The 24,577-nt window shown below is 72.5% G+C and carries 21 protein-coding genes; 8 read left to right on the forward strand and 13 right to left on the reverse strand.

Going from position 1 to position 24,577, the window contains the following annotated elements:
• Nucleotides 1-34: 34 nt before the first annotated feature.
• The 3 genes from VFW79_RS16035 to VFW79_RS16045 form a co-directional block, all read right to left on the reverse strand.
• A complete protein-coding gene (locus VFW79_RS16035) occupies nucleotides 35-1,426 on the reverse strand; it encodes a folylpolyglutamate synthase/dihydrofolate synthase family protein (protein ID WP_329678287.1) in 1,392 nt (463 codons plus the stop codon).
• The gene (gene ileS, locus VFW79_RS16040) at nucleotides 1,423-4,656 is read right to left on the reverse strand and encodes an isoleucine--tRNA ligase (protein ID WP_329678288.1); all 3,234 of its coding nucleotides are present in this window, start codon (nucleotides 4,654-4,656) and stop codon (nucleotides 1,423-1,425) included. Before ileS ends, VFW79_RS16035 begins: the two co-directional genes overlap by 4 nt.
• 181 nt (nucleotides 4,657-4,837) lie before the next feature.
• The gene (locus tag VFW79_RS16045; RefSeq protein ID WP_109130238.1) at nucleotides 4,838-5,440 is read right to left on the reverse strand and encodes a phosphoribosyltransferase; all 603 of its coding nucleotides are present in this window, start codon (nucleotides 5,438-5,440) and stop codon (nucleotides 4,838-4,840) included.
• Between the two features lie 101 nt (nucleotides 5,441-5,541).
• Here VFW79_RS16045 and VFW79_RS16050 point away from each other — a divergent pair, with 101 nt between their 5' ends.
• Together VFW79_RS16050 and VFW79_RS16055 are read left to right on the forward strand one after the other, a co-directional pair.
• Nucleotides 5,542-6,225 carry an HAD hydrolase-like protein gene (locus VFW79_RS16050; RefSeq protein ID WP_329678289.1) on the forward strand — a complete coding sequence of 228 codons (684 nt, stop codon included), beginning with the start codon at nucleotides 5,542-5,544 and terminating at the stop codon, nucleotides 6,223-6,225.
• 27 nt (nucleotides 6,226-6,252) lie between these two features.
• Nucleotides 6,253-6,906 carry a hypothetical protein gene (locus tag VFW79_RS16055; RefSeq protein ID WP_329678290.1) on the forward strand — a complete coding sequence of 218 codons (654 nt, stop codon included), beginning with the start codon at nucleotides 6,253-6,255 and terminating at the stop codon, nucleotides 6,904-6,906.
• Between the two features lie 32 nt (nucleotides 6,907-6,938).
• Here the strand turns inward: VFW79_RS16055 and VFW79_RS16060 are convergent, their stop codons facing one another.
• On the reverse strand, nucleotides 6,939-7,730 hold the full coding sequence (locus VFW79_RS16060; RefSeq protein WP_329678291.1) for an SDR family oxidoreductase: 792 nt from the start codon (nucleotides 7,728-7,730) through the stop codon (nucleotides 6,939-6,941).
• A 145-nt stretch (nucleotides 7,731-7,875) separates the two neighbouring features.
• Between VFW79_RS16060 and VFW79_RS16065 the strand changes: the two genes are divergently transcribed.
• Nucleotides 7,876-9,516, forward strand: a complete 1,641-nt coding sequence (locus VFW79_RS16065; protein WP_329678292.1) for a tetratricopeptide repeat-containing diguanylate cyclase — start codon at nucleotides 7,876-7,878, stop codon at nucleotides 9,514-9,516.
• A 29-nt stretch (nucleotides 9,517-9,545) separates the two neighbouring features.
• Here VFW79_RS16065 and VFW79_RS16070 read toward each other — a convergent pair whose 3' ends face one another.
• From VFW79_RS16070 to VFW79_RS16110, 9 genes are all read right to left on the reverse strand, one after another.
• Complete coding sequence (locus tag VFW79_RS16070) at nucleotides 9,546-10,316, reverse strand: SDR family oxidoreductase (protein WP_329678293.1); 771 nt, start codon at nucleotides 10,314-10,316, stop codon at nucleotides 9,546-9,548.
• Nucleotides 10,313-11,635, reverse strand: a complete 1,323-nt coding sequence (locus tag VFW79_RS16075; RefSeq protein WP_329678294.1) for an aspartate aminotransferase family protein — start codon at nucleotides 11,633-11,635, stop codon at nucleotides 10,313-10,315. The genes VFW79_RS16070 and VFW79_RS16075 overlap by 4 nt, the downstream gene beginning before the upstream one ends.
• Before the next feature lie 132 nt (nucleotides 11,636-11,767).
• The gene (locus VFW79_RS16080) at nucleotides 11,768-12,946 is read right to left on the reverse strand and encodes an ABC transporter substrate-binding protein (RefSeq protein WP_329678295.1); all 1,179 of its coding nucleotides are present in this window, start codon (nucleotides 12,944-12,946) and stop codon (nucleotides 11,768-11,770) included.
• Between the two features lie 71 nt (nucleotides 12,947-13,017).
• Entirely contained in the window at nucleotides 13,018-13,785 is a 768-nt protein-coding gene (locus VFW79_RS16085; protein ID WP_329678296.1) for an ABC transporter permease, read from the reverse strand.
• Complete coding sequence (locus VFW79_RS16090) at nucleotides 13,782-14,672, reverse strand: ABC transporter ATP-binding protein (protein WP_329678297.1); 891 nt, start codon at nucleotides 14,670-14,672, stop codon at nucleotides 13,782-13,784. Before VFW79_RS16090 ends, VFW79_RS16085 begins: the two co-directional genes overlap by 4 nt.
• Nucleotides 14,669-15,565: an ABC transporter permease gene (locus tag VFW79_RS16095; RefSeq protein ID WP_329678298.1), complete on the reverse strand. Its 897-nt coding sequence runs from the start codon at nucleotides 15,563-15,565 to the stop codon at nucleotides 14,669-14,671. Before VFW79_RS16095 ends, VFW79_RS16090 begins: the two co-directional genes overlap by 4 nt.
• Nucleotides 15,562-16,593, reverse strand: coding sequence for a TIGR03842 family LLM class F420-dependent oxidoreductase (locus VFW79_RS16100; RefSeq protein WP_329678299.1), 1,032 nt, complete (start codon nucleotides 16,591-16,593; stop codon nucleotides 15,562-15,564). Before VFW79_RS16100 ends, VFW79_RS16095 begins: the two co-directional genes overlap by 4 nt.
• A gap of 12 nt (nucleotides 16,594-16,605) precedes the next feature.
• A complete protein-coding gene (gene hydA, locus VFW79_RS16105) occupies nucleotides 16,606-18,024 on the reverse strand; it encodes a dihydropyrimidinase (RefSeq protein WP_329678300.1) in 1,419 nt (472 codons plus the stop codon).
• Nucleotides 18,025-18,055: 31 nt separating this feature from the next.
• Nucleotides 18,056-18,904, reverse strand: a complete 849-nt coding sequence (locus VFW79_RS16110; protein WP_329678301.1) for a nitrilase-related carbon-nitrogen hydrolase — start codon at nucleotides 18,902-18,904, stop codon at nucleotides 18,056-18,058.
• Nucleotides 18,905-19,135: 231 nt separating this feature from the next.
• Here VFW79_RS16110 and VFW79_RS16115 point away from each other — a divergent pair, with 231 nt between their 5' ends.
• From VFW79_RS16115 to cofD, 5 genes are all read left to right on the forward strand, one after another.
• Nucleotides 19,136-20,488, forward strand: coding sequence for a PLP-dependent aminotransferase family protein (locus VFW79_RS16115; protein WP_329678302.1), 1,353 nt, complete (start codon nucleotides 19,136-19,138; stop codon nucleotides 20,486-20,488).
• Nucleotides 20,489-20,685: 197 nt separating this feature from the next.
• On the forward strand, nucleotides 20,686-21,720 hold the full coding sequence (locus VFW79_RS16120; protein WP_329678303.1) for a putative F420-0 ABC transporter substrate-binding protein: 1,035 nt from the start codon (nucleotides 20,686-20,688) through the stop codon (nucleotides 21,718-21,720).
• A 16-nt stretch (nucleotides 21,721-21,736) separates the two neighbouring features.
• Nucleotides 21,737-22,765, forward strand: coding sequence for a putative F420-0 ABC transporter permease subunit (locus VFW79_RS16125; protein WP_329678304.1), 1,029 nt, complete (start codon nucleotides 21,737-21,739; stop codon nucleotides 22,763-22,765).
• Nucleotides 22,756-23,586, forward strand: coding sequence for an ABC transporter ATP-binding protein (locus VFW79_RS16130; RefSeq protein WP_329678305.1), 831 nt, complete (start codon nucleotides 22,756-22,758; stop codon nucleotides 23,584-23,586). Before VFW79_RS16125 ends, VFW79_RS16130 begins: the two co-directional genes overlap by 10 nt.
• Nucleotides 23,583-24,575, forward strand: coding sequence for a 2-phospho-L-lactate transferase (gene cofD / locus VFW79_RS16135; RefSeq protein ID WP_329678306.1), 993 nt, complete (start codon nucleotides 23,583-23,585; stop codon nucleotides 24,573-24,575). Before VFW79_RS16130 ends, cofD begins: the two co-directional genes overlap by 4 nt.
• Nucleotides 24,576-24,577: the final 2 nt, after the last annotated feature.

The following is a 24,577-nucleotide window of genomic DNA, read 5'->3' on the forward strand; positions in this document are numbered from 1 at the left end:
CCCTGCACGTTCGTGCAGGGCCGCCGCACCAGCCTCACGGCCTGCCGAGCAGGATCCGCGCCTCGGCCACGAGCACGACCGACCCGGTCACGAGGACGCCGGAGCCGTAGTCCTCCTCGCTCTCGGCCCGCGCGACAGCCAGGTCGATCGCGGCATCGAGCCGCTCCTCGACGTGCACGCGGTCCTCGCCGAAGACATCGATCGCGATCTCGGCGAGGTCGTGGACGTCCATCGAGCGCGGGCTCGACACGTGCGTGATGACGACCTCGGCCAGCAGCGGCTCGAGCCCCGCGAGGATGTTCTCCGGGTCCTTGTCGTTCAGCACGCCGACGACGCCGACGAGCCGCGTGAACTCGAACGCCTCCTCGACGGCCTCGACGAGCGCCGCGACACCGGCCGGGTTGTGCGCCGCGTCGACGAGCACGGTCGGGCTCGTGCGGACGACCTCGAGCCGACCCGGGGAGTCGACGTCGGCGAAGGCCGCACCCATGACGTCGCCGTCGAGCGCCGCGCCACCGTTGACCAGGGACTCGACCGCAGCGAGGGCCGCGAGCGCGTTGTGCGCCTGGTGCTCGCCGTACAGGGGAAGGAACACATCGGTGTAGACCCCGCCCATGCCCCGCAGCGTGAGCAGCTGACCGCCGACGGCGATCTGCCGGTCGACGACCGCGAGGTCCACGCCGTCACGCACGACGCGGGCCCCGTGCTCGGCGGCGACCTGGAGCAGCACGCCCTCGACGTCGTCGTGCTGCGGCGCGAGCACCACGGTCGCGCCGTCCTTGATGATCCCGGCCTTCTCGCTGGCGATCTCGACGAGCGTGTGCCCGAGGTAGCGCTCGTGGTCGAGCGCGATCGGCAGGATCACTGCGACGTCGCCGTCGGCCACGTTCGTCGCGTCCCAACGGCCGCCCATGCCGACCTCGATCACCGCGACCTCGACGGGCGCGTCCGCGAACGCCGCGAACGCCATCACCGTGAAGACCTCGAAGAAGCTCAGCCGGGCCCCGCCCTGCTCGAGCGAGCGCACGTCGACCATGTGCACGTACGGCGCGACGTCCTGCCACACCTCGACGAACCGCTCGTCGCTGATCGGCTCGCCGTCGATCGCGATCCGCTCGGTCACGCGTGTCAGGTGCGGGCTCGTGAACCGGCCCGTGCGCAGCCCGTGCTCGCGCAGCAGGCGCTCGACCATGCGCGACGTCGACGTCTTGCCGTTCGTGCCCGTGATGTGCACGACCCGGAAGGCGCGCTGCGGGTCACCGAGCAGCTCGCACACGGCGAGCACCCGGTCCAGCGTCGGGTCGATGTCGTTCTCGGGTGCGCGCTCGAGGATCGCGGCGTACACCTCGTCGGCGGCCGACCTCGCTGCACGGGCGGCCTCCCGGCGGACGTTGTCCGCACCGCTGTCCCGGAATGACGCGTTCATGCCTTCTCCACTCGGACGGCGAGCTCGCGCGCGTCCGAGGCCGTGATGATGACCTCGGTCGCGAGCGTCTCGGTCGCGATGAACTCCTGGTGCGCCCGCACCGCGTCGACCTCCGCGCCGGGCACCTCGAGCGTGAGGCGGATCCGGTCGCTGACCTGCAGCCCGGCGGCCTTGCGTGCGTCCTGCACGACGCGCACGGCGTCCCGCGCATATCCCTCGGCGCGCAGCGCGTCGTCGAGCACGAGGTCGAGCACGACGAACCCGCCCGACGGCAGGACCGCGGCCGCGAGCTCGGCGGCGCCGGGCGCGCCGGCTCCCGCCTCGGCCACCGTCGCGAGCTCGTACTCGCCGGCGACGAGCGGGACGTCGCCCGCCGGCGTGTGCACCACGACGACCCCGGCCGCGTCCTGCGACCAGTCCCCCGCCTTGGCGGCCCGGATGGCGTCCTGGACCCCTCGGCCGAGGCGCGGACCGGCGGCTCGCGCGTTGACGCTCAGCTGCGTGGTCACCCCGACGTCGCCTGCGGCGGCATCCTCGAGCGAGAGGAGCGTGACGCGCTTGACGTTGAGCTCGGCGGCGACGAGACCGACGAACGGCGTGATCAGCGCCGGATCGGCCACCGCCACCCGCAGCTCGCGCAGCGGCTGGCGGACGCGCAGGGAGTGCGCCTTGCGCAGACCGAGCGTCGCCGAGACGATCTCGCGCGTGCGGTCGACCGCGGCCACGAGCTCGTCGTCGGCCACGAGCGCGACGTCGTCCGCCGACCCCGGGGTCAGGTCGGGCCAGTCGGTGAGGTGCACGCTGCGACCGCCCGTGAGGCCGCGCCAGATCTCCTCCGACAGCAGAGGGGCGAGCGGAGCCATCAGTCGCGTGAGGGTCTCGAGCGCGGTCCACAGGGTGTTGAACGCACCGGCCTCCTCCGCCCAGAACCGCTCGCGCGACGTCCGCACGTACCAGTTGGTCAGGACGTCGAGATGCTCGCGGACGGACTCGCACGCGCCCGGCACGTCGTACGCGTCGAGCTGCGCCGTGACCCGCGTGACCAGGTCCCGGGTGCGGGCGAGCAGGTAACGGTCCATCGTCGCGAGGCCCGCGTGGTCCTCGGCCGTGACGCGCCGCGCCTCGAGGCCCTCGCCGCCGTTCGCGGCGCCCGCGTAGAGCGCGAAGAAGTACCACGTGCTCCACAGCGGGAGCAGCACCTGGCGGACCTCCGACCGGATGCCCTCCTCCGTGACGACGAGGTTGCCGCCGCGCAGGATCGGGCTCGCCATGAGGAACCAGCGCATCGCGTCCGAGCCGTCGCGGTCGAAGACCTCGTACACGTCCGGGTAGTTGCGCAGGGACTTGCTCATCTTGCGGCCGTCCGAGCCGAGCACGATGCCGTGGGACACCGACGTCCGGAACGCGGGCCGGTCGAACAGGGCCGTGGCGAGCACGTGGAGCAGGTAGAACCAGCCGCGCGTCTGCCCGATGTACTCCGTGATGAAGTCGCCCGGGTAGTGGTTCGTGAACCAGTCGACGTTCTCGAACGGGTAGTGGACCTGGGCGTACGGCATCGACCCCGAGTCGAACCAGACGTCGAGGATGTCGGGGATGCGGCGCATGGTCGACCGACCGGTCGGGTCGTCGGGGTTCGGCCGCGTCAGGTCGTCGATGAACGGGCGGTGCAGGTCCGTGACCGGCACCCCGAAGTCGGCCTCGAGCTCGGCGAGCGAGCCGTACACGTCGGTGCGCGGGTACGCGGGGTCGTCGCTCGTCCACACGGGGATCGGCGTGCCCCAGTAGCGGTTCCGCGAGATCGACCAGTCGCGCGCCCCGGCGAGCCACTTGCCGAACTGCCCGTCCTGGATGTGCTCGGGGACCCAGGCGATCTCCTGGTTGAGCTCGACCATGCGGTCACGGAACTGCGTCACGCGCACGAACCAGCTGGACACGGCCTTGTAGATCAAGGGGTTCCGGCAACGCCAGCAGTGCGGGTAGGAGTGCTGGTACGTCTCGTGGCGCAGCACGACGGCCCGGCGCGCCGCGTCGACGGCCGCGAGCGGCCCGGTGCCGGCCTTCAGGTCGGCGATGATCGGCGCGTTGGCATCGAAGACGAGCAGGGCCTCGTAGTCGGGGACCTCGCTCGTGAACCGGCCCTTGGAGCTGATGGGCACGACCGGGGTGATGCCGGCGGCGTCGCACACCACCATGTCGTCCTCGCCGAACGCGGGCGCGAGGTGCACGATCCCCGTGCCGTCCTCGGTCGTGACGAAGTCCGCGACGAGCACCCGGTGCGCGTTCGGGCGACCGGCGAAGTACGCGAACGGCGGCGTGTACGACCGCCCGGCGAGGTCGGTCCCGACGAGCCGCTCGACGACGGCAGGGTCCTCGCCGAGCTCCTTGGCGTACGACGCGAGCCGGGACTGCGCGAGCACGACGCGCTCCCCGGCCAGCAGACCCTCGGCGGGCACGACGACGACGTAGTCGATGTCGGGGCCGACCGCGAGCGCGAGGTTGCTCGGGAGCGTCCAGGGCGTCGTCGTCCACAGCAGCGCGAGCTCGCCGGTCTCCAGGCGGACGCCGACCGTGAGAGCCGGGTCCTGACGCGACTGGTAGACGTCGTCGTCCATGCGCAGCTCGTGGTTCGACAGCGGCGTCTCGTCGCGCCAGCAGTACGGCAGGACGCGGTAGCCCTCGTAGGCGAGGCCCTTGTCGTAGAGCTGCCTGAACGCCCAGATGACCGACTCCATGTAGGTCAGGTCGAGCGTCTTGTAGTCGTGGTCGAAGTCCACCCAGCGCGCCTGCCGCGTGACGTACTCCTGCCACTCCTTCGTGTACCGCAGGACCGACGTGCGGCAGGCGTCGTTGAACTCCGCGATGCCCATCTCGTCGATCTGCGACTTGTCGGTGATGCCGAGGATCCGCTCGGCCTCGAGCTCGGCCGGCAGCCCGTGGGTGTCCCAGCCGAACCGGCGCTCGACGCGGCGGCCGCGCTGCGTCTGGTAGCGCCCGACGAGGTCCTTCGCGTAGCCCGTGAGCAGGTGGCCGTAGTGCGGGAGGCCGTTGGCGAACGGGGGGCCGTCGTAGAAGACGAACTCGTTCGCACCCTCGTCGCCCGCGGGGCGCTGGTCGATCGATGCCTGGAACGTGTGGTCGGTGTCCCAGTACGCGAGCACCGCGTTCTCGAGGGCAGGCAGGTCGGGGCTGGCGGGGACGCCGTCGTCGTGACGGTGCAGCGGATAGGCCATCGCTCGGGCTCCAGGGGTCGGTCGGTCGTTCACTCGTCATCACCTGCACGAGGACGACGGCGCCCGGCTCGAACCGGTCCGCCACCGCGGTACCACCCCGCTTGCCGCACGTCCGGCCGGTGACCCGGTACCGCGCGCACGGCCGCTCCTTGACGGCTGTGACGGGCCTGCCCGTCCGGTTCTACTGGGCTCCCCCTGCGGAGAGCTGTTCTTCCGGAGGCTCGCCGGTGATGGCCGGGTCGACGCCTGTGCCGTTCATGCTAGCCGCTGCGCTCGCGGGTCGGTCGACCGGCGGCAGCGCGGACCACGGGAACGTGATCCACCGGTCGGTGCGTCGCCACACGTAGTCGGGTGTGACGATCGAGTGCGGCTTCGCGTAGAGCACGGCCGTCCGTGCCTCGGCACAGTGCGACGCCATGAGCTCGCGGACGAGGGCCAGGGTCTCCCCCGTGTCAGCGACGTCGTCGACGATGAGTGCCCGCAGGCCGTGGAACGCGTCGGTGTCGAGCAGCGGCGGGAGGACGACGGGCCCCGGGAGCCGGGTGTCGATGCCGGTGTAGAACTCGACGTTGAGCGTGCCGACCGCCTTCGTGCCGAGCGCGTACGACAGCGCACCGCCGGGCAGCAGGCCGCCGCGGGCCACGGCCACGACGATGTCCGGCTCGAACCCGGAGGCGACGACGGCCCGGGCGAGCGCACGGGTCGCCTGACCGAACAGCTCCCAGTCGAGGATCTCGCGGTCGTCGGGGAGCCGTTGTCCGGGTGCCGCCTCGGTCATCGCCATGCCCGCAGCGTAGGCGCCGCGCACGCGCGCGTCGCTGGCCGCACGTCCCGGTCGCGGCACCCGGTTCCGGGGTAGTGGCTCCGGGGCGGCACAATCAGGGGGTGAACCCGGCCCCCACCTCCCTCGTCCTGCTCGACCTCGACGGGACGCTCATGGACGCCGCGCCTGGCATCGTGTCCTCGGCCGCGGAGGCCTACCGGACACTGGGCCTGCCCGTGCCGGACGCGGCGACCCTCCGCTCGTTCGTCGGACCGCCGATCACGGACTCCTTCCCCCGGCACGGCGTCCCCGTCGAGCGGCTCACCGAGATGGTGCGTGCCTACCGGACGGTCTTCGAGGCCGGCGGCATGTTCGACAACTCCGTGTTCGACGGGGTCCCCGACGCCCTGGCCCGGCTGCGGTCGGCCGGCTGCACGCTGGTGGTCGCCACGTCGAAGCCCGTCGTCTACGCGCGCCCGATCTGCGACCACTTCGGACTGACCGGCCTCGTCGACGCCGTGTACGGCGCACCGCTCGACGAGCGCACCTCGACGAAGGCGATGGTCATCGCCGACGCGCTCGCAGGGCTGGGACTCGCGCGCCGTTCGGACGACACGCGCGTCGTCATGGTCGGCGACCGCGCGCACGACGTGCAGGGCGCAGCCGAGAACGACATCGAGTGCATCGGCGTGACGTGGGGGTACGCCGCGGACGGCGAGCTGGCCCAGGCCGGTGCGGTCGCGCTCGTCGACGACCTCGACGCCCTGGTCGCCGAGGTGCTCGGGCGGGTCGGCGTCGCTGCCTGACGCCTCGCGGCTCGCTACGCTCACGACGTGAATCTCGTCGACGCCCTCGGATGGGCCGGATCAGCGCTGCTCGTCTACTCGGTGCTGCAGTCGCGCATGCTGCGGCTCCGGGTGCTCAACCTCGCGGCGTCCCTCGCGCTGGTGGCGTTCAACGCGATCATCGGCGTCTGGCCCATGGTCGCGATGAACGCCGCGCTGTGCGTCATCAACGCCTGGTTCGCCGTCTCCCTGGTCCGCCAGCGGCGCCGCGGCAGCGCGTTCGAGTGGGTCGGTGCCGGGCCGGGCGACCCGTTCGTCAGCCGATTCCTGGCGCACCACGGAGACGACGTCGCGGAGTTCTTCCCCGTGGCCCGTGACCTGCCCGCGACGCTCGCGACGGTGGGCGCGGCGAACACGCTGTGCGCCCTCGTGCTGCACGGCGACGTCACTGTCGGGCTCGTCGCCGCCGTGGCAGACGACGGCGCGCCGGCCGGCACGTGGCGGCTCCTCGTCGACTACGTGATCCCGGGGTATCGCGACTACACCGCGGGGTCGTTCCTCTACTCCCCCGCCGGACCGTTCGCCGCCCGCGGCGCCCAGCGGGTGGTCACGGGTCCCGAGCTTGCCTCGGTGAGCACGTACCTCGGGCACGCAGGGTTCGCCCCGACTGACGGAGGCTGGGCACGCGCCCTGCAGCCCTGACGCGCCTGCTGGCGTGAGGACCGCGCGATGTGTCAGGCGCGGGCGACCATCGTGTTCGACACCTGGGCCCGCGGGCGGATCACGAGCAGGTCGATGTTGACGTGGTGGGGCCGCGACAGGACCCACGCGATCGCGTCCGCGACGTCCTCGGCCACCAGCGGACCACCGACCACGCCCTCGTAGACGGCGTCGGCCCGCGCCTGGTCGCCCCCGAACCGCGTCACGCTGAACTCGTCGGTGCGGACCATGCCGGGCGCGATCTCGAGGACACGCACCGGCTCGCCGACGAGCTCGAGGCGCAGCGTCGTCGCGATCTGGCGCTCCGCATGCTTCGCCGCGACGTAGCCACCGCCCCCCGGGTACGTGTCGTGCGCCGCGGTCGAGCTGAGCACCAGCACGTCTCCGCGGCCGCTCGCGCGCAGCGCCGGGAGCAGCGCCTGAGTGACGCGCAGGGTTCCGAGCACGTTGATCTCGTACATCTGACGCCACTGGTCGAGCGAACCGGTCGCGACGGGATCCTGGCCGAAGGCGCCGCCCGCGTTGTTCACGAGCGCATGCACCGGGCCACCTGCGGCGACCTCACGCGCCAGCCGCGCGACGTCGTCGTCCGACGTCAGATCAGCAACGACCGCCTCGGCACCTGTCTCGGCCGCGAGCGCCGCCAGCCGGTCCGCGCGCCGCGCCACGGCCACGACCGCCCAGCCGTCGGCGCGCAGGCGTCGGACGGTCGCCGCGCCGATGCCCGACGACGCGCCGGTCACGACGGCTCGCAGCCCCGCGCCTGGGGCGCCGATGACCGTGGATGTGCTGGCTGGTGTGCTCATGGGCCGACCCTATGCGCACGCGTCGCGGCGCGGGCACGGAGGTGCGATGTGCTCAGTTCCGGCGTTCGCGCGCCGATGGGAAAATCGCGCGGCAACGACGACGCCGTCGCGCACAGGTGTGAGAGAGGCCAGGACCATTTCAGCGGTGGACGAGCGACCGGCCGCGATCGACCGTCCCGGCACGCCCGACTGGGACCTGCTCGTCGACGAGCTCGAGCTGCTGAGCGAGACGGACCCGCAGGCGTGCGTGGTCCGCTCGCTCGGTGCACTCGAGCTGGCCCGCGCCCTCGGCGACGAGGACGCCGAGATGCGGCTCTCGTGCCACGCGGCCTACGCCCATCACGTGCTGGCCGACGACGCGGCAGCACTGGCCGCCGCGACCCGCACCGAGACCCTCGCCCGCGAGCGTGGCGACCTGGTGTGGCAGTCGCGGGCGGCCGTGTGCCGAGCCCTCGTCCACCACGAGATCGGCGACCTCGACACCGCGATCGACCTGTTGACGCACGCGCTCGCCCTGCGCCGGGCCGCCGGGGACGACGCCGGCACGGCATCGGTCCTCAACAGCCTCGGCACCGTCTACACCGGCATGGCCCAGCTCGCGCCCCAGGCGGCCGAGCTGCTCACCCAGGCTCGTCGACTGTGGCTCGCAGCCGATGACCCCGACCACGCTGCGATGGCGCTCACGAACCTCGCCATGACGTTCGTCGTCACAAGCCGCCGGCTCCAGCAGGAGAACCCCCGGGGCGCGCTGAGCGCCGTCCGGCACGCCCTGACGATCGCGCGGCAGGCGGTCGACGAGGCCGATGCGACCGGCATGGGCCGGGTCGCGATCGACGCCAGGCTCGCCGTCGTCGGCGCGCACATGGTCGGCGGAGACCTCGACGCTGCGGGTGAGGCGCTCGAGGCCACGCGTGTGATGCTCGCGCGCTTCCCCACATCACGTCAGCAGATCGCCCTGGCCAGCTTCCGAGGTCGCTGGCTGGTGCGCTCGGGACGGCTCGACGAGGCGATCCTCGAGCTGCGCGACGGCCTCGACCGCTGCGAGGCGATCGGTCGCCCCGCCGAGCGCCTGGAGCTCCTGGCTACCCTCGTGGACGCGCACGAGGGCCGCGGCGACCTCGCGGCGGCGCTGCGCACGCTGCGCGAGCTGCACCTGGCGACCACCCGGCAGCACGACCGGGCCGCGGACCGTCGCGCCGACCTGCTCAGCTCGCGCCTCGAGGTCGAGCGGATCGAGCAGAGCGCCGCGGCCGAACGTCGCCGCGCGGCGGCTCTCGAGGAGCACAACGCCCGGCTCGAGCACGACGCCACCCACGACGCGCTCACCGGCCTCGCGAACCGGCGCGCGCTCGACACGGCGCTCACGGACTGGGTGACGTCCCGTCCGCGCGGTTTCGCGTGCGCCCTCATCGACGTCGACCACTTCAAGCGTGTCAACGACCGCTGGTCGCACCAGGTCGGCGACCAGGTCCTCGCCAGGATCGGCGCGATCCTGGCGGGAACCCTTCGAACGAGCGATCGGGCGGCGCGCTACGGCGGCGAGGAGTTCGTCCTGCTGCTCGACGGCGTCGACGCCCTGACCGCGGCCGAGGTCTGTGAGCGCCTCCGGGACGCCGTCCGGGCGCACGCGTGGCACGACCTGATCCCGGGCGGCGGGATCACCATCAGCATCGGGGTCGCCCAGCACCACGCCGACGAGGCGGTGCTGGACCTGCTCGGCCGGGCCGACGAGGCGCTCTACCGGGCCAAGGCCGCGGGTCGGGACCAGGTCCGCTCCGCGCCCTGAGGCCGGGGCAGTTGCCCGCGTGCCGCGGCCTACGCCCGATCGGCTGCGGGCTGCCGCCGACCGATCTGGGTGTTCGACACCTGGGCGCGGGGCCGCACGACGAGGGTGTCGATGTTCACGTGGTGCGGACGCGTGAGCGCGAACGCGATCACGTCCGCGACGTCCTCGGCCAGCAGCGGCTCGTACCCCTCGTAGACCTTCGCCGCCCGCTCGGCGTCACCGGCGAACCGGACGAGCGAGAACTCCTCCGTCGCGACGTTCCCCGGCGCGATGTCGATGACGCGCACCGGCTCCCCGATGAGCTCCAGGCGCAGCGTCGTCGTCAGCATCCGCTCGGCGTGCTTCACCCCGGTGTACCCCGCGCCGCCCTCGTACGGGGCGATGCCCGCGGTCGAGGTCACGACGAGGACGTCACCGCGACCGCTCGCGCGCAGCGCCGGCAGGAGCGCCTGGGTGACGCGCAGCGTGCCGAGCACGTTCGTCTCGTACATCGCGCGCCAGCCGTCGACGTCGGCCTGCTCGACCCGGTCGAGCCCGAGCGCGCCACCTGCGTTGTTGACCAGCGACGTCAGGCCCCCGGTGTCGTCGATGAACGCCGCGAGCCGCGCGACGTCGTCGTCGGACGTGAGGTCCGCCGCGAACGCCTCCGCGCCGGTCTCGGCGGCCAGTGCCGCGAGCCGGTCTGCTCGCCGGGCGACGGCCACGACGTCCCACCCGTCGGCGCGCAGCCGACGCACCGTGGCCGCGCCGATCCCGCTCGATGCCCCCGTCACGACCGCGCGCAGCCGATCGGCGGTCACAGCGCACCGCCCACGACCGCGAGCGCCTCGTCGTAGATCGCGAGCGCCGCCTGCACCTGGTCGTCCGTGACGATGCACGGCGGCACGACGTGGATGCGGTTGTCCGCCAGGAACGGCAGCAGGCCGCGCGCCATGAGCTCGCCCTTGACCTGGGACATCGCGCTGGCCGGCAGCGGCGCGCGCGTCGAGCGGTCGCTCACGAGCTCGAGTGCCCAGAAGACCCCGCGCCCCCGGACCTCGCCGATGACGTCGTGCCGCTCGGCAAGCTCGACCAGGCCGGGACCGAGCACGTCCGCGCCGATCCGGGCGGCGTTCTCGACGATGTGCTCGTCCTCCATCGCGCCGATGGTCGCGACCACGGCCGCCATCGCGAGCGGGTGCCCCGAGTAGGTCAGGCCGCCGGGGAACACGCGGTCGTCGAACGCCGAGGCGATCGGGTCGGAGATGATGACGCCGCCCGCGGGCACGTACCCGGAGTTCACGCCCTTCGCGAAGGTGATGAGGTCCGGGACGACGCCGTCGTGGTCGAACGCGAACCACTCCCCGGTCCGCCCGAACCCGGCCATCACCTCGTCGAGGATCAGCAGCACCCCGTAGCGGTCGGCGATCGCCCGGACGCCCGCGAGGTACCCGGGCGGTGGCACCAGGACGCCTGCCGTCCCGACGATCGTCTCGATGAGGATCGCCGCGACGGACGACGGACCCTCGGACTGCAGGACGCGCTCGAGATGGACGAGCGCGCGCTCGCACTCCTGCTCGGGTGTGGTCGCCCAGAACTCGCTGCGGTACAGGTACGGCCCGAAGACGTGGACGTGGCCGCGTGCGTACTCGTTGGGGATCCGCCGCCAGTCGCCCGTCGCGACGACCGCCGAGCCGGTGTTGCCGTGATACGAACGGTAGAACGAGATCACCTTGTCGCGGCCGGTCACCTGGCGCGCCATGCGGATCGCGTTCTCGTTGGCGTCCGCGCCGCCGTTCGTGAAGAAGACCTTGGAGAACCCGGCGGGCGCGTGCGCGACGATCGCGGCGGCCGCCAGACCCCGCGGGAGCACCGCGTGGCTCGGGGCCACCGTCGTGAGCTCCTGGGCCTGCGCCACGATCGCGGCGACGACCCGCGGGTGCTGGTGGCCGATGTTCGTGTTGACGAGCTGGCTCGAGAAGTCCAGCAGCGTGCGCCCGTCCGCCGTCTGCACCTCGCACCCCGCTGCGCCCGTGATGACGATCGGGTCGAGACTGCGCTGGGCGGACCAGGAGTGGAACACGTGGGCGCGGTCGAGCTCGTACGCGAGCTGTCCGGCGTCATCGAGCGGTGCGGTCATGCCTCTCGCCTCTTTCTCGGGTGGTGCCCGGCACCCGCCGGGGTCGACGCCGACGACCGCTGCGGTGCAGCGGCGCCGACCCCGGTCAGGTGCCTGGGATGGTGCGGTCGTGCGGTGCCGACGCGCTCGCGGTCAGCTGCCGCCCGCCGCGAGGGTCACGGTGAGCGGGGCGAACGTCGAGCCCGTCACGTCGACCCCCTCGGCCGTGAGCTCCGCGAGCGCCTTCGTCACATACTCGTTGGTGTGCGCCTCGGCGTCCGGCTCCTTGGTGATGACACTCGCCCCCTGGTCGTTCTTGGTCGTCAGGGCCACGTCGACCGTCTGCTTCCAGGCGGCCTCGTCGATCATGCCGATGCCGGCCTTGGACGGCCAGATGAGCTTGTTGACCTCGTTCGTCTGCCACAGCTGGTGGCTGTTGCCGAGCTGGGAACCGGCGGCCACTACGGCGTCACGGGCGGCCTCGGGGTTGTCGCGGGCGTAGATCCAGCCCTCGAGGCTCGCCTTGATGAACTTCACGGTCGTGTCCTGGTACGCCTTGTCCGAGCTCAGCTTCTCGGTGTTGGCCCAGATGGCGTCCTGGAGCATCGCGGTGCCCTCGGTGTTCCAGTCGATCACCGAGAAGTCGGACGGCTGGTACAGCGCACCGGTCGCCGGGTTGGTCGCCTCGAGCACCTGGGCGAACTCGTTGTAGGTCATCGCCTGGGCGGCGTCGATCTCGCCGGACAGCAGCGCGTTCATGTCGAACTGCTGCTGGACGAGCGTGACGTCCTTGGCCGGGTCGAGCCCCGCCTTCGTCATGCCCGCGAAGAGCTCGAACTCGTTGCCGTAGCCCCAGTTGCCGACCTTCTTGCCCTTGAGGTCGGCGGCGGTCGTGATGCCGCTGCCGGCGAGCGCGACCTGCAGCGTGCCCGACCGCTGGAAGATCTGCGCGACGTCGGTGATGCCCGCGCCCTGCTCCCGCGAGGCGAGCGCCTTGGGCACCCACGCGATCGCATAGTCGACCGAGCCGTCGGCCAGGACGGTCTGCGGCACGATGTCGACGCCGCCCTCGACGATCGTCACGTCGAGGCCCTCGGCCTTGTAGAAGCCCTGCGTGAGGGCCGCGTAGTAGCCGGCGAACTGCGCCTGCGTGAACCACTGCAGCTGGAGCTTGACCGGGGTGAGCGGGGCCGTCGTCGCGGCCGCCGTCCCGCTGGCCGTCCCTGTGGCCGCCGGTTCGGTCGCGCTGCTGCTGCTGCACCCGGTGAGAGCGAGCGCCGCGGCAACGCCGACGGCGGCTGCGCCCCATCCGGTACGCCTGGTGAGTCTCATCGTCATCCCTCTTCTCGGTGGGTGGTGATCGACCGACCTGGCAGCACCGGCAGGCGGACGTGGGTGGCGGGTCATCGACCCTGGCGGCGCGCGACGACGCGCTCGAGCGCGAGCGTCACGAGGTAGAAGACGAGCCCGAGAGCGATCGCCCCGAGCACGTAGGCCCAGGCCCGGGCATAGGCGCTGTTGGACGCGGCCGCCGTGATCCGTGACCCGAGACCGTTCTGCAGCCCGCCGAAGTACTCGGCGACGACCGCAGAGATGACCGCCGTCGACGAGGCGATGCGCAGGCCCGTGAACAGGAACGGCAGCGAGCCGGGGATCGTGAGCACGCGCGCCGTCTGACGGGGTGTTGCGGCGTAGGCGCGCACGAGGTCGCGGTGCACCGGCTGGACCTCGCGCAGACCCCGCAGCGTGTTGACGAACACGGGCACGAAGACCACGACCGCGACGATCATGCGGCGCGGCGTCGTAGACGTCGTCCCGAACATGGTGTTGAGCGCGGGTGCGAGCGCGACGATCGGCATGACCGAGACGGCCGCGGCCGTCGGGGACATCAGCGCGTCGATCCACCGGGCGCGTGTCGCGGCGATCGCCGCACCGATCGCCACGACCGTCCCGACGACGAGCCCGACGAGCACGTTGGAGCCGGTCGCCAGGGCGGCGGTCCAGATCAGCGGTCCCAGCGCACCCGCCTGGGTGGCGATCGCCGTCGGGCTGGGCAGCAGGTACGGCTTGATGCGCGCGCCGACGACGAGCGCCTGCCAGCCGGCCAGCACGACCGACCCGAGGACGAGCGGCGGGAGCCAGCTCCGGGCAGCACGCGTCGCGGCGGTCATCGCGCGTCCACGCCGCGCGGCGTCGGGGTCGTCGCGGGGCCGTCTGAGCCGCCCTCGTCGCCGTGGCCCTCGTGCAGGGCCTCGCGCACCGCGGTCACCGCGGCGAAGAACGAGGCGTCCTCGCGCAGCTCCTCGGAGCGCTCGGCGCCGCCGGCCAAGGTGATGGGGACGACCTGCCGGATGCGTCCCGGCCGCGGCGACATCACGACGACACGGTCGGAGAGGAAGACCGCCTCGGGGATCGAGTGCGTGACGAACACGACGGCGGCCTGGCTCTCCTGGCAGATCCGCACGAGCTCGGTCTGCATGCGCTCGCGCGTCATCTCGTCGAGCGCCCCGAACGGCTCGTCCATGAGCAGCAGGCTCGGCTGCTCGGCGAGCGCCCGGCCGATCGCGACGCGCTGCTGCATGCCACCGGACAGCTGGTGGGGGAAGTGCCCGGCGAAGTCGGCCAGGCCGACGAGCTCGAGCAGCTCGGTCGCGCGCGCCGCCCGGCCGGCCCGGCCGACCCCGTGCAGCTCGAGCGGCAGCTCGATGTTGGCGCGCACCGTCCGCCACGGCAGCAGCCCGGCCTGCTGGAACGCGATGCCGTAGTCCTGGTTCTCGCGAGCGACGCGCGGCGCCTTGCCGAAGACCGACAGCTCGCCGGAGGTCGGGGCGTCCAGGTCGGCGACGAGGCGCAGCAGCGTGGACTTGCCGCACCCGGACGGACCGATGAGGGACACGAACTCCCCCGGCGCGATGGTCAGGTAGACGTTCTCGAGCGCGGTGACCGCACCCGCCCTCGTCGTGAACACCTTGCCGATGCCGCGCGCCTCGACGGCCGGGGTGAGGCCGGTCGAGGGCGGCGTGGCGGCGAGCGTGCCGGTAGGGATCTGCGTGCTCATGAGACCTCCGCGATGCGGTAGCGGCCCAGCCCGAGGCTGAGCAGGGTGACGAGCCCGGCGGCGACGAGCCCGAGGGCCCCGGCCGCGACGATGGCGGCCCAGGGCTTCGCGGGGTCGCCGCTCGCCGACTGGGCGTAGGCGATGATGAGGCGGCCGATGCCCCCCTTGGTGCCGGTCGACACCTCAGCGACGACGGCACCGACGACGGCCGTCGCGGCGCCGAGCCGCAGCGCGGGCAGCACGTACGGGATGCTCGCCGGCAGCCGCAGGGACCGGAACGTGCGCCAGGGGCTCGCGGCCTGCGCCCGGAACAGCTCGACGTGCGCCTGCTGCGGCGACTGGAGCCCTCGCAACGCGCCGACCGCGACGGGGAAGAACGCGAGGTACGACGCGATCAGCGCGACCGACATCCAGCGCTCCCACACCAGGTCGCCGACGTGGATCTTGCCGCCCCAGCCGACGACCAGCGGCGCGAGGGCGATGAGCGGGACCGTCTGGCTCAGGACGACCCACGGATAGACGGCCGCCTCCGCGATCCGCGAGCCGTGCATGAGCACGGCGAGCGCGAACCCGCCCACGACCCCCGCGAGCCACCCCGCGATCGAGACGCGCAACGTGAACCAGCAGGCCTGGAGCATCGCGGCGCCGACGCTCGGGGAGCCTGCCGCCGAGCTCTCGGGCGTCCCCATGCGCGCGACGACGTCCCAGACGTGCGGCATGGACCGCGCGTCGGCCCGCGGCAGCACGCTCGCACCGAAGAGGTGGGCGCCGGTGTCCGGTCCGACGAGCTTGTAGAGCTCCCACAGCGCGCACGCGAGCATCAGCGCGGCGATGCCTACTCCCCCGCGCCGCAGCGCCGCCACCGCACGGGCCGGGCCCGGTCGCGCGTTCACGCGGTCGCCACGACGTTCTCGGCCATCGCCGGGATGACCCGCTCGCCGTACGCCCGGAGCGTCTCCTCCTTGTTGTCGTGCTGGAGGTACCCGGCGAACTGGGTCACCCCGAGCTCACGGAGCGCCTGCAGCTTCTCGACGTGCTCGCGCGGGCTGCCCAGCAGGCAGAACCGCTCGACGATCTCGTCGGGCACGAAGTCCGCGTGCGTGTTGCCCGCACGCCCGTGCTGGTTGTAGTCGTAGCCCTGGCGGCCCTCGATGTAGGCGGTGAGCGCCTTCGGCACGGTCGAGCCGTCACCGTACTTGGTGACGATGTCGGCGACGTGGTTGCCGACCATCCCGCCGAACCACCGGCACTGCTCGCGCATGTGGGCGCGCTCGGCGGGCGACTCCCCGTTGCCGACGTACATGGGCGCGGCGACGCAGAACTTGACGGTGTCGGGGTCCCGGCCGGCCTTCTCCGCCGCGTCCCGCACGGCCCTGATCATCCAGGCCGCGATGTCCGGGTCGGCGAGCTGCAGGATGAAGCCGTCGCCGACCTCACCCGTGAGCTTGAGCGCGAGCGGCCCGTACGCCGCGACCCACACCTCGAGGGCCGACCCCTTGCTCCACGGGAAGCGCAGCGTGCGGTCGTTGACCGTCACCTCGCGATCGTTCGCGAGCTCGCGGATGACGTGGATCGACTCGCGCAGCGTCGCGAGGTTCGACGGCCGCCCGTTGAGGGTGCGGACCGCCGAGTCGCCGCGACCGATGCCGCACACCGTCCGGTTGCCGTACATCTCGTTGAGCGTCGCGAACAGCGAGGCGAGCACGGTCCAGTCCCGCGTCGCGGGGTTCGTCACCATCGGCCCGACCATGATCTTCCGGGTCGCGGCGAGGATCGCCGAGTAGATGACGAACGGCTCCTGCCACAGCAGGTGCGAGTCGAACGTCCACACGTAGTCGAAGCCGTGCGTCTCGGCCTGGCGGGCCAGGTCGACCGTGCGCGAGGCGGGGGGATTCGTCTGCAGGACGACGCCGAAGTCCATGATGTCTCCCGGTCAGATGAGGTACTGGGACAGCTCGCGCTTGACGTACCGGCCGTGACCGGTACGGCCGTGGAACGTCCCGCCGTCGACGACGACCGAGCCGCGCGAGAGGACGGTGTCGACGTGCCCGTCGATCTCGAAGCCCTCCCAGGCGGAGTAGTCCATGGCCATGTGGTGGGTCTTGCCGAGGCCGATCGAGGTGTGTCCGTTCGGGTCGTAGACGACGACGTCCGCGTCCGCCCCCGGCGCCAGCACGCCCTTGCGGCCGTACATGCCGAACATGCGGGCCGGGGTCGTCGAGCAGATCTCGACCCAGCGCTCGAGCGTGATCTCGCCGGTGACGACGCCCTGGTAGAGCAGGTCGAGCCGGTGCTCGACCGAGCCGATGCCGTTGGGGATCTTCGAGAAGTCGCCGACGCCCAGCTGCTTCTGCGTCATGCAGAACGGGCAGTGGTCGGTCGAGACGAGCTGCAGGTCGTTGGTCCGCAGCGCGCGCCACATGTGGTCCTGGTGGTTCTCGGCCCGCGAGCGCAGCGGCGTCGAGCACACCCACTTTGCGCCCTCGAAGCCGGGCGCGCCGAGCTGCTCCTCGAGCGAGAGGTACAGGTACTGCGGGCACGTCTCACCGAACACGTTCTGGCCCTCGTCGCGGGCCAGGGCGATCTGCCGCGCGGCCTGCTTCGCGGACACGTGCACGACGTACAGCGGCGCGCCCGTGAGGTTCGCGAGCATGATCGCGCGGTGCGTCGCCTCCTCCTCGGCCTGCCACGGCCGGGAGATGCCGTGGAAGTACGGGTCGGTGTCGCCGCGGGCCAGCGACTGCTGCACGAGCAGGTCGATGACCGAGCCGTTCTCGGCGTGCATCATGATCATCGAGCCGTTGCTCGCGGCCCTCTGCATGGCCTTGACGATCTGCCCGTCGTCCGACAGGAACACGCCCTTGTAGGCCATGAACAGCTTGAAGCTGCTCACGCCCTCCCTGACGAGCTCGTCCATCGCCGTCAGCGACGAGTCCTGCACGTCCGACAGGATCTGGTGGAAGCCGTAGTCGATCGCACACTTCCCCGCGGCCTTGTCGTGCCACAGCGCGTACTGGTCGAGGGGGTTCTCGCCCGCGTACTGGACGACGAAGTCGACGATCGTCGTCGTGCCGCCCCACGCGGCCGCCGTCGTCCCGGTCTCGAACGTGTCGGACGCGAAGGTCCCACCGAACGGCATCTCCATGTGCGTGTGCGCGTCGATCCCGCCGGGGATCACGTACTTGCCGGTCGCGTCGATGACGCGGTCGACGCCCGCGGCGAGGTCCGTGCCGAGCACCGTCGAGCCGGGCGTGAGCAGCGCGACGACCTTCTCGCCGTCGATGAGCACGTCGGCGGCGCCGCGACCGGTCGCGTTGACGACTGTCCCGCCGGTGATGAGCGTGGTGGCCATCGGTGTTCCTCTCGGTGCGGTCAGGGTCAGGTCAGGGGGCGACGATCGGGCCGTAGGCGTCGGGGCGGCGGTCGCGGAAGAACTGCCAGCGCTCGCGCACCTCGCGGATCTGGTCGAGGTCGAGGTCGCGCAGCAGGAGCTGGTTCTCGGTCGACGACCCCACCTCGCCGACGTAGCTGCCGTCAGGCCCGACGGCGTACGACGACCCGTAGAACGCGACCGCGTCGTCCCCGTACTCGTTGTCCTCGAGCCCGACCCGGTTGTTCGCCACGACGAAGTACCCGTTCGCGACCGCGGCGGCCGGCTGCTCGATCTCCCAGAGCTTGTTGGAGATGCCGGGGGCCGTCGCATTCGGGTTGAACACGATCTGGGCGCCGTTCAGCGCGAGGACCCGCCACCCCTCGGGGAAGTGCCGGTCGTAGCAGATGTTGACGCCGATCCTGCCGACCGCGGTCTCGAACACCGGGTAGCCGAGGTTGCCGGGCCGGAAGTAGAACTTCTCCCAGAACTTCGGCAGGTGCGGGATGTGGTGCTTGCGGTACTTGCCGAGGTAGGAGCCGTCGGCGTCGATCACCGCGGCGGTGTTGTAGAGGACGCCGGGCTGCTCCTCCTCGTACACCGGCAGGACGATGACGATGCCGAGCTCCTTGGCGAGCGCCGCGAACCGGTCGGTCGTCGGCCCGGGGACCTGCTCGGCGTAGTCGTAATACTTCGAGTCCTGCGTGATGCCGAAGTACGGCCCGTAGAAGAGCTCCTGGAACGCGATGATCTGCGCACCCTGCGCAGCGGCCTCACGGGTCCAGGCCTCGTGGAGGGCGATCATCGACTCCTTGTCGCCCGTCCAGGTGGCCTGCGTGAATGCGACGCGTACGACGGTCATGGCTCCTCCGGTGATTCGATCTGCGCGGCCGGCGTACGGTCCCGGTCCGCGGGTGCGCCACCGGGGCCACCTCGCCTGGAATGTGACTGTGGGGGTTGAACATTTCTGCGGCGTTTCCCTGCGTTTCCCTCGTGAGAACTCGCGTGTCCGGGCGGTAAACATCTGGCCGGATGTCCGCAGCCGCCCGCCGGATCGGGGCCGGACCGGGTCACGCCGGGTGACGATGGGCACATGGACCTGGCCGCGCACGTCGAGGACCGCAGCCGACGCGGGATCGCCGCGGCCGTGTCCCGCCTCGTGCGCACGGGCCAGCTGCAGCCCGGTGACCGCCTGCCGACGGTGCGCGAGCTCGCGGCTGACCTCGCCGTGAGCCCCGCGACCGTGAGCGGTGCGTGGCAGGCGCTCGGCGCCGTCGGGCTCGTCGTCTCGCGCGGCCGCGCGGGCACCTTCGTGCTGCCCGAGCCGGCAGGCTGGCTGCCGCCCCGGTACCGGGACCTCGCCACCGGCGGCGCGGCGACATGGCTCGACCTGTCGAGCGGCACGCCGGACCCCCAGCTGCTGCCCCCGCTCGGCCCGGCGCTGGCCCGGGTCGCAGCGCGCAGCCCCGCGGCGGACACCGGCACCTACCTGTCGGCGCCGCTCGTCGAGCCGCTCGAGAAGCTGCTGCGCGCATCATGGCCGTTCCCCCCGCAACGGCTGACGGTCGTCGACGGTGCCGTCGACGCGCTGAGCCGCACGCTCGAGCAGGTCGCCCGCTTCGGCGACCGGGTCGCGGTCGAGGACCCGGGCTTCCCCCCGGTGTTCGACCTGCTCGACCAGCTCGGCCTCGAGCGCGTCCCCGTCCAGCTCGACCGGCAGGGCATGCGGGCCGACGCCCTGGCAGGCGCCCTCGCGGCGGGCGCGAGCGTCGTCGTCCTGCAGCCGCGCGCGCACAACCCGACCGGCATCTCCATGTCCCCGACCCGCACGCGTGAGCTCGCGGGAGTCGTCCGCCGGCACATGGCCGGCCCGACGAGTCCCGTGGTGCACGTCATCGAGGACGACCACTCGGGCGAGATCTCGTCATCACGCGACGTGAGCCTCGGCAGCTTCCTGGCCGACCGGGTCGTGCATGTGCGCTCCTACTCGAAGTCGCACGGACCCGACCTGCGCATCGCGGCTGTCGGCGGACCGGCCGCTGTGCTCGACGGCCTCGTGGCGCGTCGGATGCTCGGGCCCGGCTGGACGAGCCGCCTGCTCCAGCACGTCCTCGTCGACCTGCTGACGGACGGCGACGCGCTCGATGCCGTCGCGTCGGCGCGGCGCGTGTACTTCGCCCGTCGGCGGGCGCTGTGCGAGGCCCTCGCCGGGTACGGCGTGACCCTCGAGCCCGGCGACGGCCTCAACCTCTGGCTCCCGGTGCGCGACGAGCAGACCGCTCTCGTCCGACTCGCGGCGGCCGGGATCCGCGCCGCGCCCGGGACACCTTTCGTCGCCGCACCACCTGCCGACGGCGACGGCGGTCATGTGCGCGTGACGGTCGGGCTCGTACGGGACGAGTTCGACGCCGTCGCCCGCGTGCTCGCGCTCGCGGCGGCCGACTGAGCGGAGCGCCGCCGCTTGCCAGAACCCGTGGTCAGCGGCCTACTCTGTCCCCGGAACCGGGCCGTCTCTGACCCGGTGCAGCCGCCCGGACGTGGGTGGCCGGTCCATGGTGCGCGACGTGCGCCCGACTCTCCCTTCGTGCCGACGCAGCCATGAGGGTCATCCGTCGTTCACGCCCATCAGGAGCACCCGCACCCATGACGCCTCTGCCCGCCGCTCGCCGCCGCACGACGACGGCGTCCGCCGCCCTCCTCCTGCTCGCCCTCGCCGGCTGCGCCTCGGGCTCGGCCGCGGGAGCGCCGGCCACGACAGGCAGCTCCCCGACCGCCTCGTCGACGCCGACCGCGACGTTCAGCCCGGTGACGCTCGACAACTGCGGCACGAAGGTGACGGTCCCGACACCGCCCCAGCGCGTCGTCACCATCAAGTCGACGTCGACCGAGATGCTGCTCGCGCTCGGCCTCCAGGACCGGATCGTCGGCACCGCCTTCGCGGACGGGCCCGTCCCGACGCAGTACGCGAAGGCCGCCGCGGCGATCCCCGTGCTGTCGGACAAGGTGCCCGGCCAGGAGGCCCTGCTCACCTCGACCCCCGACTTCGTCTACGCCGGCTGGGAGTCCAACTTCTCGGCGGACGGCGCGGGCGACCGCGCGAGCCTCGCAGCTCTCCAGATCGGCACCTACGTGTCGCCCGCGGCGTGCAAGGAGCCGGGCTACCAGCCCGACCCGCTCACCTTCGACGACGTGTTCGGCGAGATCCGTGAGGTCGCCGGGATCTTCGGGGTGCCGGACCGCGCCGAGACGCTGATCTCGGCGCAGCAGGATCAGCTCGCGGCGATCAAGAAGCCCACGATGGCGACGTCAGCGCTCTGGTACAGCTCGGGCTCGGACACCCCGTACGTCGGAGCGGGGATCGGCGCACCGCAGATGATCATGGACGCCGTCGGGATCACCAACATCTTCGAGGGCGTGCACGACACCTGGACGCCCGTGGGCTGGGAGCAGGTCGTGGCCGCCGACCCCGACGTCATCGTGCTCGTCGACGCGACGTGGAACACCGCCGCGAAGAAGATCGACCTGCTCGAGCAGAACCCCGCCACGAGTCAGCTCACAGCGGTCCGCGAGCACCGCTACCTGAAGGTGCCGTTCCCGTCGACCGAGGCCGGGGTGCGCAACGTCGACGCCGCGGTGAGCCTCAGCGAGCAGCTGGCAGCCCTGAACTCCGCAGGCTGAGGTGCGGCGCGCCCCGATGGAGCGGCGCGGGTTCAGGCCGCCGCTCCGGCTCGTCCTGCCGGTGCTCGCCGTCGTGCTCGTGGCCACGGTGGTCGTCGCCGTGACCATCGGGCCGGCGGACATCGCCGCCACGGACGTCCTCCGGGCGATCGGTCGGCACCTGGGGCTGTCGACGGCGAGCGTGCCACGCCTGACCGACGCGATCGTGTGGGACCTGCGCCTGCCGCGCGTGCTCACGGCCGCGGCGGTGGGCGCGGGTCTTGCGCTCGGGGGCGCCGTCATGCAGAGCCTCACGCGCAACCCCCTCGCCGACCCGTACCTGCTCGGCCTGTCGTCCGGAGCGTCGCTCGGGGCCGTCGCCGTGCTCATCGTCGGGATCGGTCTCCTCCTGCCGGTCGCGGCGTTCGCGGGGGCGCTGCTGGCGCTCGTGGCGACGCTGACGCTCGCGCGGACGGGCGGGGTGCTGACCCCCGGTCGGGCCGTCCTCGCTGGGCTGGCGATCTCACAGCTGTGCGCGGCCGGGACCTCGTTCGTCATCTTCTGGACCGCGACCGGCGACTCCTACCGCGAGATCCTCAGCTGGCTCATGGGCTCGCTCGCCGGGACGACGTGGCAGTCCGTCGCGATCGCGGGTGGGGCACTGACTGTCGTCGGCGCGGTGCTGCTCGCCCAGGGGGGCAAGCTCGACGCGTTCGCGTTCGGTGACACCGCGGCGGCGGCACTCGGCATCGACGTCGAACGGCTCCGCTGGGGCCTGATGACTCTCGTCGCGCTGCTCACCGGTGCGCTCGTCGCCGTGAGCGGGGCAATCGGGTTCGTCGGCCTGATCCTGCCGCACGCCGTGTCGGTCGTGACCGGTCCCGCGCACCGCCGCCTGCTGCCGGTCGTGGCGCTCGTCGGCGCCGTCTTCCTCGTGTGGGCCGACACCGCCGCACGCACGGTCTTCAACCCGCGCGAGCTGCCCGTCGGGATCGTGACCGCGCTCATCGGCGTCCCGGTGTTCGCGTTCCTGCTGCGCCGGGGGCGAGGTGCGGCGTGGAGCTGACGATCGACGCGGTCCGCACCCGGCTCGGCGGCCGCTGGGTCGTCGACGGGGTCGACGCGACCCCTCCGGCGGGCCGCCTCACCGGGCTCCTCGGTCCGAACGGCGCGGGCAAGACGACCCTGCTGCGACTCGTCGCCGGGCTGCTCGACCCCGAGGAGGGCGCCGTGCTGGTGAGCGCGGGGCCCGACGGCGGCGCACCCACGGTCCCCGTCCATCGGCTGCCCCGCACCGCGCGTGCCCGCCGGATCGCGCTGCTCGAGCAGGAGTCGGCGAGCTCGGTCCCCCTCAGCGTGTCCGAGGTCGTCGCGCTCGGCCGCATCCCGTACCGCACCCGGTGGGGCACCGATCCCGACGGCGCGCACGCGACGGTGGTCCTGAGCGCGCTGAGGACCGCGGGCGCCGCCCACCTCGCCGACCGCGCCTGGTCGACCCTCTCGGGCGGCGAGCGGCAGCGTGTGCTCATCGCGCGCGCGCTCGCCCAGGAGCCCGAGCTGCTGCTGCTCGACGAGCCGACGAACCACCTCGACATCAGCGCGCAGCTGCACCTGCTGACGTTCGTCCGGGACCTCGGCATCACGACGGTCGCCGCCCTGCACGACCTCAACCTCGCGGCCGCGTTCTGCGAGCATGTGCTCGTGCTCTCCGACGGCCGGCTCGCCGCGGCCGGGCACCCCCGCGACGTCCTGACCCCCCAGCTCCTGCGCGACGTCTACGGGGTCGATGCCGACGTGCTCGTGCACCCGCGCACGGGCCGCCCGGTCATCGCCTTCCAGGAGCACGACAACCAGCACGGCCGAGAATCCGGGACGGGGTCCACATGAAGGTCACGGTCCTCGCGGGCGGGGTCGGCGGCGCGCGGTTCACGCGCGGGCTGCGTCACCTGCTCGCCCAGCGGCTGCCCGACGGCGCGGGCGGCACGACCGCCGAGATCACCGTCGTGGTGAACACCGGCGACGACATGTGGCTGCACGGCGTGCGGGTGTGCCCTGACCTCGACACCGTCATGTACACGCTCGGCGGCGCCGTCCACGAGGACCAAGGTTGGGGACGGCGCGACGAGAGCCGGCGCGTGTCCGACGACCTCGCCGCATACGACGTCGGGTGGGACTGGTTCACGCTCGGCGACCTCGACCTCGCGACCCACCTCGCCCGCACGCAGCTGCTGCGCGCCGGGCTCCCGCTCTCCGCGGTCACCGCACGGCTCTGCGAGCGGTGGCAACCGGGCGCCCGACTGCTGCCGATGAGCGACCAGGAGGTCGAGACGCACGTCGTGGTCGCCGGCGACCAGGGCGACGAACGGCTCCTGCACTTCGAGGAGTGGTGGGTGCGGCACCGCGCCGGGCTGCCGGCCGTGCGGTTCGAGCAGGTCGGTCTGGCCGGTGCCGCGCCGGCCCCCGGCGTCCTCGACGCCATCGTCCGGGCGGACGTCGTCGTGCTCCCGCCGTCCAACCCCGTCGTGTCGGTCGGGACGATCCTCGCGATCCCCGGGGTGCGCGACGCCGTTGCCTCGACACCAGCCGCCGTCGTGGGCGTGTCACCGATCGTGGGCGGCGCACCCGTGCGCGGCATGGCCGACGCGTGCCTGCTCGCGATCGGGGTCGAGACGAGCGCCGCCGCGGTCGCGCGGCACTACGGCCCGCGGTCGACGGGCGGGCTGCTCGACGCGTGGCTCGTCGACGAGGTGGACGCGGACGCGGTCGAGGGGCTCGTCGCGGACGGGTTCCGCGCCGGTGCGGCGCCGACCCTCATGACGGACGTCCCGACGACGGCCCGCATCGCCGCCGACGCCCTCGCGCTCGTGGGGCTCTGAGT

The organism is Cellulomonas sp. (assembly GCF_036279715.1).
In the GTDB taxonomy this organism is placed as follows: domain Bacteria; phylum Actinomycetota; class Actinomycetes; order Actinomycetales; family Cellulomonadaceae; genus Cellulomonas_A.

Coding starts and splice junctions, on each gene's coding strand:
- VFW79_RS16035 (WP_329678287.1), bottom strand. CDS start 1,426: ATGAACGCGTCATTCCGGGACAGCGGTGCGGACAACGTCCGCCGGGAG.
- ileS (WP_329678288.1), bottom strand. CDS start 4,656: ATGGCCTATCCGCTGCACCGTCACGACGACGGCGTCCCCGCCAGCCCC.
- VFW79_RS16045 (WP_109130238.1), bottom strand. CDS start 5,440: ATGGCGATGACCGAGGCGGCACCCGGACAACGGCTCCCCGACGACCGC.
- VFW79_RS16060 (WP_329678291.1), bottom strand. CDS start 7,730: ATGAGCACACCAGCCAGCACATCCACGGTCATCGGCGCCCCAGGCGCG.
- VFW79_RS16075 (WP_329678294.1), bottom strand. CDS start 11,635: ATGACCGCACCGCTCGATGACGCCGGACAGCTCGCGTACGAGCTCGAC.
- VFW79_RS16080 (WP_329678295.1), bottom strand. CDS start 12,946: ATGAGACTCACCAGGCGTACCGGATGGGGCGCAGCCGCCGTCGGCGTT.
- VFW79_RS16085 (WP_329678296.1), bottom strand. CDS start 13,785: ATGACCGCCGCGACGCGTGCTGCCCGGAGCTGGCTCCCGCCGCTCGTC.
- VFW79_RS16090 (WP_329678297.1), bottom strand. CDS start 14,672: ATGAGCACGCAGATCCCTACCGGCACGCTCGCCGCCACGCCGCCCTCG.
- VFW79_RS16100 (WP_329678299.1), bottom strand. CDS start 16,593: ATGGACTTCGGCGTCGTCCTGCAGACGAATCCCCCCGCCTCGCGCACG.
- hydA (WP_329678300.1), bottom strand. CDS start 18,024: ATGGCCACCACGCTCATCACCGGCGGGACAGTCGTCAACGCGACCGGT.
- VFW79_RS16110 (WP_329678301.1), bottom strand. CDS start 18,904: ATGACCGTCGTACGCGTCGCATTCACGCAGGCCACCTGGACGGGCGAC.
- VFW79_RS16115 (WP_329678302.1), top strand. CDS start 19,136: ATGGACCTGGCCGCGCACGTCGAGGACCGCAGCCGACGCGGGATCGCC.
- VFW79_RS16120 (WP_329678303.1), top strand. CDS start 20,686: ATGACGCCTCTGCCCGCCGCTCGCCGCCGCACGACGACGGCGTCCGCC.
- VFW79_RS16125 (WP_329678304.1), top strand. CDS start 21,737: ATGGAGCGGCGCGGGTTCAGGCCGCCGCTCCGGCTCGTCCTGCCGGTG.
- cofD (WP_329678306.1), top strand. CDS start 23,583: ATGAAGGTCACGGTCCTCGCGGGCGGGGTCGGCGGCGCGCGGTTCACG.